Here is a 12,325-nt window from a genome sequence, read left to right on the forward strand (position 1 = left end):
TCTATTGTATTTTTTGGAAAATATCAATGAAAGATTTTGTTTGTTGCGATGCCAAGTAACGGCGGCAATATTCTTTGTTTGCCGTCATTGGAAATTTTTCGCTAAATACTTGTTTGATGACAGTAACACCTTGCTGAGGAGTATCTATAAAAATACCTATGCCTGCTTTTATCAATTCGGTTCGTGCTTCGCTAGTCATGGGCACCATTGCTAATACAGGCACTTGTAATGCGATATAATCGACCATTTTTGCGAAATTAGTCCACCATAAAGCCGTGTGTCCGGGAATAAGTACTGCTGCTTTTGCATTAACTATCAATTCATACAATTTACGCTGCGGTACATGATTGATATATTCCACGTTGTTACAGATTCCCAAATCATTGACAAATTCTTCCGTTTGTTTTTGATTGATATTCTTATTACCCACAATTTTAAGGGTGCAACCCTTGCCTTTTAATTCCTTAGAATTGACAGCTTCGGCAAATATTTTCAAGAAATTATCTTTATATTCATGGAGGTATTCACCCACGAATATTATATAATTCTCTTTTTCTCTATTTTGAAAAGAAGGCAAATAATCATCATCTACTCCAGTTGGAATAAAATATGATTTATTTGAGTATCGTCCCTCATATAAATCATTAAATATATTCAGGTATGCTCCCGACAGACCAGTAATAGCATCAGCGTATTTAAAAGTATCTTGTTCAATTTTCTTTTGCTTGGCAAAAACAGGAAAATAATCAGAATACATTCGCTTAGCGTATGTGGTAGGATCCCTGAAATCAGCAACCCATTTTACTCCGGTTAGATGTTTAAGTCGCATACCGATTCTATTTGAGGTAAAAGGCAGGCAAGTGGTATATATGATAGATATATCATGTTCTTTAATTATTTTTCGTCCCATCCTCACGGCACTTCTTTCCCAGAATCTAAAGCGGTCGGGAACTTGAATCCATCGGTCTAGTATATATTTATAAAACTTACCGAATAAAGATTGCTTGTTAGAGGTGACTGTATCCGTGCTTTTTGACTGTGCACCAATAGTTTTTGCTTTGGCTGTAATGGCTTTGAGTGAAGTATCTTCTCCTCCAAGCAACATTCTAAGGCCGCGCAATGTCGGTTCTATATAATTGGCTTGATAAATAGGCACGTCTTGGACTTCGTCCAACAAATCAGGATCTTCTAAATATAGATAATTACGATTAACCGTCAGTACTATCGGATTCCAACCTGTACGTTTAAGATATTTTACAAGTTTAAATGCCCTAAATACCGCAGCATGAGTCTGTGGCGGAAAAAAAGGAGTAATTATAAGTATGTTTTTATTCATCGTTTTAATTTGTTTAAAATCAATGCTTTTACTTTTTTCTTATTTTCTTTGTCTAATAGCACATAATAGGACAGAACAACCAATATTATTGAAGAACTAAGAGCCACGATAATCACTCTTGTAAAGGACTCAACCAAGATATGTTGTATGAGTAGGATTGCGGTAAAAGAAGGAATACTTATGAAAAGATTCACTACCATCGTTGTGAAGAAAAAACGTATCGGTTTGAAATCTTCAACATAATGATGGAGTGTATATGAGCAAACGATATAAATCAATAATGTGCTCACTATAGGCAATCCAAAAGCCCAAGTCAAGCCGATACCTTTACTAAACAATAACCAAAGTATCGGAATGACTGATAATGATACTGTCCCCGCCATAAATGAATAAAATTTCAAACGTCCGACAGCTTGTATTCCAATATATATAATATTATTATTCAATGATATGAAGCTTGAGACTATCAATAAAATACAGAATTCAATTGTATATGGAGGAACTTCCACGAGCCATAAATTCATTACATAATGTATTTCAGAGATAAAAGGAATAGCAACCAACAGATATAACACATTTGCCAAACAAGTAGTTTGCTTTAGTAATTGTATCATGGCATTGAAATCGGTCAATGCGTATTGCTTTATAATTTGCGGCCTCGAAGCCATTACCAAATTGGTTGATACTTGTTCAATCATCAGTTGCACAGTTGTTGCCAATCCGGCTGCGGCATTAACAGCTGTACTGCCAAATATATTAAGCAACATATTTGTTCCCTGTTGACGAGTAGTAAAGCAAATATTGGAATAAAGATTCCATCCTGAAAAGCTAAACAGAGAACGGCCGATAACCTTATTCCATTCCCAATTAATCCGGCATTCGTCATAATGCCTAATGCAATAAATGCGATATGTCATTGCAATCAAGAATGAAGATAAGAGCATAAGTCCTCCATATAAAATGAGCTTATCACATACTGTAATAAGTAGAAGTGTAGCGATCAGCAACTTCAACAGTGATCCAACAATTTCCACAATAGCATACACGTCCATTTTTTCGTGCGAAATAAGAGTCGCATTGTATGGAACTTGAGTGATGCTGACCATTGAGGAAATTATTGAAAATTGATACACCCAAACAGCTGCACTCATTCTCTCATCTGGAATGTTCAATTTTTCGAATAACAGCCAAAGTCCGACCGTTTCAGCCAAAAACAAGACTATAATTGCAATTCCTATATGTAATATAAAGGCTGTATTGAATGTTTGTTGGAGTTGTCGAGGGTCATTTTTGGCAAGTTCGACTGTAAGAAAGCGTGAAGTCGCTCCACTCATCGTTACATTCAAAAAGCTAAATAGGACAACAATACCGCCGACAAGTCCATAAATGCCATAATCATCTACACCAAGTGCATTTAACACGATCCGTGATGTATATAGTGATACAATCATGGACAGCAACATACGTGCATAAAGTGCCACTGTATTCTTGAATATTTTTTTATTATTTACGGACGATGTCTTATTCATAGCAAGCTTATGATCTTCCTAATACAGACGGAATGTATCTTTTTATTAAGGTTGTCGCAAAATAGCATATTGCAACAATGAGTGCAAATTCCAATATGGTCCAACTGTAGTTTACAAGATGTAACTTATTGCGCACGATCCAGAATGTATCTACAAATAATATATGTAGCCCCAATAATGCCAAACTGTTAATTCCACACCAAATCAATATTTTATCCAATGGAATAAGTTTCAGCTTTCTCGAATTAAAATATGAATTGATAAACCAATAAAAATTCATAATAAAAACCATTGAAAGCAACAATAGATGCAATGGAAAATTGTTTGATTTTAAGTCAACGTAAGAGGGAAATAGAACGATGAAAACAATGGCGATAATAAGCAAGAATAATGAGTATATCGGTGAAACCTTCATGCCGTACCATTTGTTCCGCATGAAGCAAAAACCAAGATGGTAATAAATCAAGGTAGACATTGTTGTGTCAATAAAATATGGCAAATCAATGTTATTAGCATTTAACCAATATCCTACTCCATATAATAATATACATAATGCGCTGATTGTTAATGCTTTATTGTAGGGGTGATTTTATGTATCAATAAATAAACGAATGAAACCTCGAACAAACAAATTAAAAACCAAATTACATGAAATAAAATAAAAGAGTTTTCATCACCGAGAAAACCATCAAACATACTCGTTACAGGGAGCGAGATCGCTTTTGCCCAATTATGAGTTTCGTTAAGTTTCAAAACGAACAAATATGCGAACAACAAAAAGGCAAAAAAGGCCCAAGGAATCAGTAATTGTCTGGTCTTTTTTGCAAAAAACTCTCTCAAACTGATTGGACGAAAGAAACAGCCTGACACAAAAAAGAAAAGGGGCATGTGAAAACTGTAAATAACGGTTTTCAACATGTAAGGGATTTGTATATGACCAAGGATGACCAATAAAATTCCTCCCCCTTTCAATATGTCAAAGGAGACAATCCGATTAGAGTCTACCATCTACAACGTTTTTTTCAAAGATAGCTTTAACATCGAATATGACGTGTTGAGCATTTAGTAACGTTTTTACATCAAAGCCTATAAACTGTTCGTGTGCTACAGCTATAATTGCCGCATCGAATTTCTTATCCAAAGGATGTTGGTTCGTTACCGAGATTCCATATTCTCGCATAACTATATCAGGATTGGCCCAAGGATCATATACGGTGATATGTACGTTATACTCTCGCAAAGCATTGTAAATATCTATAACCTTTGTGTTCCGCACATCAGGACAGTTTTCTTTAAAAGTAAACCCTAATATGAGGATATGAGAGTTGAGCACCTGTATTCCTTTCTTCAGCATCAATTTCGCAACTTGGTTGGCCACATATTCCCCCATACCGTCGTTCATTCGGCGACCGGCTAAGATTATCTCAGGATTATAACCGTGACGTTGTGCACATTGAGCCAAATAATACGGATCAACTCCAATGCAATGGCCTCCAACCAGCCCAGGCTTAAATGGCAGGAAATTCCATTTGGTAGAAGCTGCTTCCAGTACATCCTGTGTATCAATGCCCATTTTAGTAAATATCTTGGATAGCTCATTCACAAATGCGATATTGATATCACGCTGTGAGTTTTCTATTACTTTGGCTGCTTCCGCTACTTTCATCGTAGGAGCGAGATGTGTACCGGCGGTAATTACAGAAGCATATACCTCATTTACTTTCTTACCTATTTCAGGCGTAGAACCGGAAGTAACCTTTTTGATTTTTTCTACTGTATGAAGTTTATCTCCCGGATTTATACGTTCAGGGCTATAGCCAGCAAAGAAATCTTCATTAAATTTCAATCCGGACACTTTTTCCACAACCGGGATACATTCGTCTTCTGTAACACCTGGATAAACAGTAGATTCATACACCACAATATCCCCTTTGGAGATTACCTTACCAACAGTTGTGCTGGCACCGTAAAGCGGAGTCAAATCCGGATTGTTGTTTTTGTCTACCGGAGTGGGAACGGCAACTACATAAAAATTGTAATCACGGATTTCCTCTATATTGGCAGTACACTTAAAACCATTGGCAAGGGCAGATTGGAGTAGTTCATCTGACACTTCGAGTGTCGCATCATGACCTGCCATCAAAGCAGTCACACGAGCTTGGTTCATGTCAAAACCTATCGTTTTATACTTTGTCGAGAAAAGACGAGCCAAAGGGAGCCCTACGTAACCAAGACCAATTACGCAAATTTTAGTTTCATTCATAATTTCATCTGTTATTATTACTTTAAATATTCTTCCAATACCATTTGACAGCCTCTTTCAAACCGTCACGCATACTGTATTGAGGATTGTAACCTAAAAGGGATTTTGCTTTATCAATACATGCCAAGGAATGGGGAATATCCCCCAAGCGGTTGGGACCATGAATTATTTTCACGTTGGCAATTTCGGGGTCAAATTCACTCAAAAATTCTTTCAAGTAACCGACCAACTGGTTTAATGTGGTGCGTTCTCCGAAAGCAGTATTGTATACTTGGTTGGTTGCATTCGGATTTGTCGTGGTCATAGCCAGCATGTTCATTTGAATCACATTGTCTATATAAGTAAAATCGCGGCTATATTCACCATCTCCGTTAATGACAGGACTCTCATGAGCCATGAATTTCTTAACGAACAAAGGAATCACCGCAGCATATGCCCCGAATGGATCTTGACGACGACCGAAAACATTGAAATATCGTAAGCCGATACATTCCATTCCATAGGTTTTGGCAAACACATCGGCGTAAAGCTCGTTTACATACTTTGTTATGGCATAAGGCGAAAGCGGTTTACCAATCACATCTTCTACTTTGGGAAGAGACTGACTGTCTCCATATGTAGAAGAACTTGCTGCATATATAAAACGCTTTACATTGGCATCGCGAGCGGCTGTCAGCATATTTAAGAATCCCGATATATTAGTTTCATTTGTAGTTATAGGATCTTTGATAGAACGTGGAACTGAGCCTAATGCTCCTTCATGCATAACGTAATCTACATTTTCTACAGCTTTCTTACAATCGTTCAGATTCCGTATATCTCCTACGATAAGTTTAAACTTATTCGGATATCGTTGTAGAAATGGAAAAATGTTTTCAGGTTTACCTGTGGAAAAATTATCCAAACAGATTACATCATAGTCGTGAGCCAATAAATACTCACATAAATTGGAGCCGATGAATCCCGCTCCACCAGTAACTAAAACTTTTGTTAATGACATATGGATTGTTGTTTTATGTTGAAGTTGCAAGCCTATTGCTTGATAGGGGTGTAATGATTTATTTTAAGACTGGTTTGGATAAAAGAGAGATTGTGTGTATCTGCTCCAAGTCGATTGTTACAATTTCCATTGAATTCCAGCCTGTTGGATTTTTTTGTATGTATTTTATGCAAATCCACCTAGAGAGAAAAAGTTAAACAGAATCTACAGGTCTTAATAACCGATAATTATAATCTATTTAAACTATAACAGTCTGACTATCAATTAAACAGTTTTGTATATTTTTTGTAATACTCGTACAAATGAACTTTTGAAATATATTGTAATTGTGAATGTCCGTTCCTATATGAGTAATAGCCTTTTCTTTTAATAGCAGCATGGCTTTTTTCTTAATCCGGTTGCCATACATACCCGCTATTGACGGAAGATTGAACTGAAACTTCACTCCCATGTCTTTTAATTGTTGATAATCCGACTCACCCATATAAACATACCGTTCCGGATGGGCAAGAATGGGATAATAGCCTTTAGCCTTGATGCGGAGCAGAATGTTGTTCAATCCCATCGGAGGGTTAAAGTAGGAGGTTTCCACCAGTAGATGGTCACCGCTTTCACCCAAGGGCAGCAGATCGTTCTTTTCCAACCGTTCCTCGAAGAGGTTGTCAAGCATGTTCTCTGAGGCCAGATGCAGTTTTATCGGACCGCTATAGGTGGCTTGAAGTTCAGCGTAACGCTCCCGGAGGTGCAGTGTGGTGTTGGGCATATCTTCCATGATATGCGGTGTAAGCCATACGGATTTTATGCCCAACTCTTCATACAGGCGCAGTATTTCCAATGCTTCTTCCATCGTCTGCACACCGTCGTCCACACCCGGCAGAATGTGCGAGTGACAGTCGGTAAAATTCTTGAATATACCGCTATCTTTCAGCGATATACGTTTCCTGAATGGCCACACAATGATACGAGTATTTTTATATAAAACATTTTATTTTTTTTAATTAATAATCATCCATTTATCCCCACCCTGTTTTCCGTCGGAACCTTAGTGGTATCCTGAGCCGTAACCGTAGTGATAACCATATCGATAGCCATAACGGTATCCATAGCGACCGCCACTTCCCTCGGTCCCGTTCAAGATCAGGGACATGTTCTTGTATTTTTTCTCCTCGTAGATTTTCTCCAATTCAGCAAGCATACTCCGTTCAAGTAATCCTGCACGAACTACGAAAACGGTACGGTCGGCCAGTTTCTCAATAATTTGCGTGTCGGCCACCAGTTCAACGGGCGGACAGTCGATCAGCACATAGTCATATTGCTCCCTTACAGTATCGATTGTCTGCTTTAACCGCTCGTCGAACAATAATTCCGTTGGGTTAGGAGGAATCGTTCCCACGGGTAGTATATCCATAGATTTATGTTTCGGATCGGGTACGATGATCTCATCCAGATTATCGATACGACCTCCCAGATAGTCGCTCAATCCCTTGTCAGGAGAGTCGATATAGGATGATGCAGAGGCGTGGCGCAGGTCTCCGTCGATTACCAGCACTTTTTTTCCTTTGATGGCAAGGCTCACGGCGATGTTCATGGTCAGAAACGATTTGCCGCTGCCCGGATTGAATGAGGTCATGATGATGACATTCGAAGTCTTGTCCTTGCCGGTCATAAATTCCAGGTTGGTACGCAATACGCGGAATGCCTCGTTGATGATGTCACGGTTGCCCTCCTTGACGATAACGGCCTTGACTTCCTGCGGTTTCTTTCCTAATATCCCTTTTTTCTTTCTTGTGAACAGCGGAATTTCACCGATGAACGGTATAGTCAGGTTTTCCAGGTCTTTCCTTCCCCGTACACGGGTATTCATATTCTCGCGCATGAAGATAATGACTATCGGAATGAGCAGCCCCAGAGCGAATGCGACCATAAAGATATTTTTATGCACAGGGGATGTCGGCAACATGCTGCCGTGTGGCGGGGTAACAATGCGGGTATTATAAGCCGTGAACGCCTGTGAGAGTTCGTTCTCTTCACGCTTTTGCAACAGGAATAGGTAAAGAGCTTCCTTTACCTTCTGTTGGCGCTCCACCGAAAGCAGGTACTTGGCCTGTGTTGGGTTGGCCGCTATACGTGATGTCGTCTGTTGCTCCGTCTGCCGCAAACTTTTTATCTGCGAATTCAAGGTCACTATCTGATTGTCGATAGATCTGATTATCGCCCCACGCATGGATGCCAGAGCCTGATCCATATCCACGACCAGCGGATTTTCCGTGCTGCTGTTCGCAACCAGACTGTTGCGCTGCAACAGTTGCTTGTTGTATTCGGCAATCTGCGATTCAATATTGGCGCTTTCAATGCCGGAGTTGGCCGGAAGCAGTTGGGTACGGTTGGCATCGTTGGCTAAATAGTTCCGGATGTAACGGGTCATATAAAGCTGGTTGTTCAGGGACAGGATCTGCGCGTTGGCCGCACTGCTTTGAGCCATATACATACTCGATGCCGCCTGCACGTCGGGCAACAGATGTTCTGACTTGTAAGAGGAGATATCCTCGTCCACATTTCCCAGTTCCCGTTCGATTACGCCCAGACGCTCGTTGATGAACATTGAGGTGCTGACAGCGATCTGGTTTTTGTCCTTCACCCAATTCTCGTTATAAACGGAAATCAACATGCTCAATACATCTTCTGCCCGCTGTGTGGAGTTATCCTTGAATGACAAGTCTATGACTGACGCTTTCTCGCTGTTCAATGAAACGGACAGATTGGACGAGCAGGAGTTGACGGCGTTATACAGACTGGATTTGCCTACATATAATGTATATGCCTCGCCTTTCACGTAATTGGGTGTTGTATGGATAATGATTTTTCCCAATGGCGTAGTGATGGAGTCGAGCAAGCTTCCCTTTACGTCCTTTTCTTCAAGATCTGTCCCGTTACGTATAAAGTCGGATAGGTATAACGTACCGTCCGGCTGTATTTCCAACGTAAAACCGGCTGATTCATTCTCAGGCAAGTCATTTATCGTTACATCCACCGGTAATGTCAGTCCATAGGCTACCTGACGGTGGAATTTTCCCCGAACGAAGTAATTCATATCCAGACGCAACCGTTTAACCACTTCGGTCATTAAAGACGGTGATCGAAAGGTGATGAGTTCGTTATTCACATTTGTACCGGATTGAAACAGCCCGAACTCCGAGAAGGATTCCAAATCCGAGGAGACCGACTTGCCTTTGGAATCCTCTTTGATCAATACCGAAGCGGTACGTGTATATACGGCAGGAGTGCGTAACAGATAGGCAGTAGCGGCACCGATCGTTACCGCTAAAGACAAGACGAACCACTTCCATCTTGCGAGGCACAGGTATAACAGGTCCTGTATTCGCAGGAAATCATCCTGCTGCCCCGGTTTTATATTCTTTTGATTTACGGTCATCATATCTGATTCTATATTATTTTACAATCAACACGGTAATGGTCGTCAGCAACGAGGCCAATGACATCCAGAAAGAGGCTGAGCGGACGTTATTGCCGTTGACGGTCGCCTGCCGTGCTTTCATTGAGTTGGGTTCCACATAAACGATATCGTTCTGCTGCAAATAATACACAGGAGAGGCATAAAGGTCATATCCCGAATTCAGGTTGACCTGATACAGGGTTTTTTTCCCGTTTTCCTCCCGTTGTACCAGCACGTTTTCCCGTTTCCCATAGACGGTAAGGTCCCCGGCCATGCTTAAGGCCTCCAAAAGTGTCAGCTTGTCCTTTTCGATATTGAAACGTCCGGGGGTGGCAACCTCGCCCAACACTGAAACGGTCAGGTTCATAAACTCCACTGTAACAACGGGGTCTTTCACGAGATTCTTTGAAACCAATTCCTCTTTTATATACGAGGCGATCTCCGCGCGTGTCATTCCTGCCACATGGATATGTCCCAGCACAGGAAAATCAATATCCCCATCCTTATTTATTGTATATCCTGATATTCCCTGACTATTGGATGTACCTGATGTCGTACCAATCTGTCGGGATATGATCGGAAGGTTGAAAAGGTTCATTAATAAGGGGTCTTTGCTGTTGACCTGTATGGAAATCTTGTCTTCTGGACGTATCCGGATTTCCAGCGGGTTCAAGACTTGCTCTGCGGTACCCCGTTTCAGGTCCGTGAAATAAGCGACTTTCGGCGTGGCACATGATCCCAGCAGGAAAGCCACGGTCAATAAGAATAAAATGTATCTGATTTTCATATTTCATTGATTTTTATTTGTTGGTTTTCTGTTCCGATTGAAGTTGTCCGATAGATTTCGTCAGCCTGATGTTGGCAAGAGTCCATATCAGGATATCGCCCTGCACGATCCAGTTCACATTGAGATAAAGGGACAGAAGAATATTGAGCAGTATGAATATAGTTGACACGGAAACAATGATGATCATGGTATTGCGCTGCTTTATTCCGAGAGCAAGCAGCTTATGGTGGATATGGTTCTTGTCCGGCAGGAACGGGTTCTTTCCGTTGCGTACCCGATGCAGGTAAACCCTGACCACGTCACAGCATGGAACCAGCAAGGGTGAGAAGGCCAGCACCATCGGATGTACATTTCCTGTATTATCGTCTAGTCCGCACATGGTCAGTTTGAGACTGAGGAAACAGAGCATCATGCCGATGGTCAAACTGCCTGTGTCGCCCATGAAGATCTTCCTTCCGTGTTTGGCGTTCCCGAAAACATTGTAATAGAAGAATGGTACCAACACTCCCAATGTGGCAAACGCCAGCATGGCATAAACATACTGATGGAGCATAAAGAAAGTCAGTCCATAAAATAGGCAGGCGATACTGCATAGCCCGGAAGCCAGCCCGTCAATGCCGTCAATCAGGTTGATGGCATTGATGATGAAGACCACGATCAGGATGGTCAGGGGATATCCTAACCATAACGGCACCGCATGGATGCCCAGAACACCGTATAGGTTGTTGATATATACCCCACCGGCAATAAGCATCACGCCGCACAGAATCTGGATGACAAACTTGGCACGATAACGGATACCGATCAGGTCATCGGCCATGCCAACCAGATATAGTACCATGATGGAGCAGAAAGCAAAAGCCAAAGAGCACACGTCGTTCCCGATTTCGGACAATATCTCCGAATGTCCCAGCACCATATTGATTCCTAGCAACAGGGCTATGGTGAAAAACACTACCGGCTTGAATGCGATACCACCCAATCGGGGCACCGCACAATGATGTACCTTCCGCTCATCGGGAAAGTCGAACAATTTCTTACGGAAAGCGATTAGCAGAATCTGGGGAATGACGATACCCGCACAGAGAACACAAAGCAAAAATGCCAGTGAACAATTTACAATCCAAAAATACATATATTCAAATATTATTTTATTTGTGTAAGGCCACGAGGAAGGGGAACTTCATCATCTCCTTTTTGTGTCATCTCTCAAAATTTGTCACAATCGGAATCATTGATGACTTCAATCAAATCGGGATGAACTTCTACCGATATACCCATAATCCCTTCAAGCATCACAACCACCCGGCGGCGACGTTTTCCTTTCACCCGCATGAATACGCCCTTTACTCCATTGAACTTGCCACCGTAAATACATATGTGGGTACCTTTCCGTATGTCAATCTCTTCCGGTTTATAATAAATAGTGTTTTCTTCATACTGCGAGGCAATCTTGATAAAGCTCTCCATTTGCTTATCCGGCACCACGATATATTTCAGTCCCGTGCTTTTCTCCCACATCATGAATTGTAAGAAATTATATTTTTTTTTGAAATCCGTGATCTGTTTTCGGGAAGCATGCACGAAGACGAGATTCGGGATGACTGGTACAAGCCTTTTGGATTTCACTCCGTGATAGACCCTTACGGCATAGTGTTTCGGTATGAAATACTCTAGACCATCCTTGCCTTTGAGCATCTCTTCCGCCTTTTTCTCGTTTTTATAAGCGCTCATGGCGAACCATTGGATTCTAGTTAGATCTTCCCTTGTGGTTATGGGAGTACTCATTCGTCGTGTGTTTTTTAGTTATTACGGCAGGTCAAGATATACCCATAGTTCATCCCAACTTATGTATTGGTCTGTATTATAGTAATTTATGTCTTTTTTGGCTGTCATATCAACCATTCATGCCGTCTTTTATCTTGCCGCATTCCTATTTTTCTCCATAAGAGAAAT

The 12,325-nt window shown here is 41.0% G+C and carries 10 protein-coding genes; all 10 read right to left on the bottom strand.

Annotated elements, in window-relative coordinates:
- Window position 1: 1 nt before the first annotated feature.
- Window positions 2–1,336 carry a glycosyltransferase gene (locus DXA54_RS22510; protein ID WP_005868855.1) on the bottom strand — a complete coding sequence of 445 codons (1,335 nt, stop codon included), beginning with the start codon at window positions 1,334–1,336 and terminating at the stop codon, window positions 2–4.
- Window positions 1,333–2,865, bottom strand: coding sequence for a lipopolysaccharide biosynthesis protein (locus tag DXA54_RS22515; protein WP_005868853.1), 1,533 nt, complete (start codon window positions 2,863–2,865; stop codon window positions 1,333–1,335). Before DXA54_RS22515 ends, DXA54_RS22510 begins: the two co-directional genes overlap by 4 nt.
- A 564-nt stretch (window positions 2,866–3,429) precedes the next feature.
- Window positions 3,430–3,873, bottom strand: a complete 444-nt coding sequence (locus DXA54_RS22525; RefSeq protein ID WP_005868848.1) for an acyltransferase family protein — start codon at window positions 3,871–3,873, stop codon at window positions 3,430–3,432.
- Window positions 3,860–5,128 (bottom strand): nucleotide sugar dehydrogenase, encoded by a 1,269-nt coding sequence (locus DXA54_RS22530; protein ID WP_005868845.1) that lies wholly within the window; start codon window positions 5,126–5,128, stop codon window positions 3,860–3,862. Before DXA54_RS22530 ends, DXA54_RS22525 begins: the two co-directional genes overlap by 14 nt.
- A gap of 22 nt (window positions 5,129–5,150) precedes the next feature.
- Entirely contained in the window at window positions 5,151–6,128 is a 978-nt protein-coding gene (locus tag DXA54_RS22535; RefSeq protein WP_005868843.1) for an SDR family oxidoreductase, read from the bottom strand.
- Window positions 6,129–6,366: 238 nt separating this feature from the next.
- Window positions 6,367–7,083 (bottom strand): tyrosine-protein phosphatase, encoded by a 717-nt coding sequence (locus DXA54_RS22545; RefSeq protein WP_005868841.1) that lies wholly within the window; start codon window positions 7,081–7,083, stop codon window positions 6,367–6,369.
- An 87-nt stretch (window positions 7,084–7,170) separates the two neighbouring features.
- Window positions 7,171–9,561, bottom strand: a complete 2,391-nt coding sequence (locus DXA54_RS22550) for a GumC family protein (protein ID WP_008782414.1) — start codon at window positions 9,559–9,561, stop codon at window positions 7,171–7,173.
- Window positions 9,562–9,577: 16 nt separating this feature from the next.
- Window positions 9,578–10,369, bottom strand: a complete 792-nt coding sequence (locus DXA54_RS22555; RefSeq protein WP_120080692.1) for a polysaccharide biosynthesis/export family protein — start codon at window positions 10,367–10,369, stop codon at window positions 9,578–9,580.
- 13 nt (window positions 10,370–10,382) lie between these two features.
- Window positions 10,383–11,504 (bottom strand): MraY family glycosyltransferase, encoded by a 1,122-nt coding sequence (locus tag DXA54_RS22560; RefSeq protein ID WP_120080694.1) that lies wholly within the window; start codon window positions 11,502–11,504, stop codon window positions 10,383–10,385.
- Between the two features lie 74 nt (window positions 11,505–11,578).
- Window positions 11,579–12,157 carry a UpxY family transcription antiterminator gene (locus tag DXA54_RS22565; RefSeq protein ID WP_005868833.1) on the bottom strand — a complete coding sequence of 193 codons (579 nt, stop codon included), beginning with the start codon at window positions 12,155–12,157 and terminating at the stop codon, window positions 11,579–11,581.
- Window positions 12,158–12,325: the final 168 nt, after the last annotated feature.

Origin of the sequence: Bacteroides sp. OF03-11BH, from assembly GCF_003604005.1 — a bacterium.
GTDB classification, from domain to species: Bacteria; Bacteroidota; Bacteroidia; order Bacteroidales; family Bacteroidaceae; genus Bacteroides; species Bacteroides ovatus.

What these genes read in the sequence shown, in the direction of transcription:
- DXA54_RS22510 (WP_005868855.1), bottom strand. Translation starts at nt 1,336, where the DNA reads ATGAATAAAAACATACTTATAATTACTCCTTTTTTTCCGCCACAGACT.
- DXA54_RS22515 (WP_005868853.1), bottom strand. Translation starts at nt 2,865, where the DNA reads ATGAATAAGACATCGTCCGTAAATAATAAAAAAATATTCAAGAATACA.
- DXA54_RS22525 (WP_005868848.1), bottom strand. Translation starts at nt 3,873, where the DNA reads ATGGTAGACTCTAATCGGATTGTCTCCTTTGACATATTGAAAGGGGGA.
- DXA54_RS22530 (WP_005868845.1), bottom strand. Translation starts at nt 5,128, where the DNA reads ATGAATGAAACTAAAATTTGCGTAATTGGTCTTGGTTACGTAGGGCTC.
- DXA54_RS22535 (WP_005868843.1), bottom strand. Translation starts at nt 6,128, where the DNA reads ATGTCATTAACAAAAGTTTTAGTTACTGGTGGAGCGGGATTCATCGGC.
- DXA54_RS22550 (WP_008782414.1), bottom strand. Translation starts at nt 9,561, where the DNA reads ATGACCGTAAATCAAAAGAATATAAAACCGGGGCAGCAGGATGATTTC.
- DXA54_RS22555 (WP_120080692.1), bottom strand. Translation starts at nt 10,369, where the DNA reads ATGAAAATCAGATACATTTTATTCTTATTGACCGTGGCTTTCCTGCTG.
- DXA54_RS22560 (WP_120080694.1), bottom strand. Translation starts at nt 11,504, where the DNA reads ATGTATTTTTGGATTGTAAATTGTTCACTGGCATTTTTGCTTTGTGTT.
- DXA54_RS22565 (WP_005868833.1), bottom strand. Translation starts at nt 12,157, where the DNA reads ATGAGTACTCCCATAACCACAAGGGAAGATCTAACTAGAATCCAATGG.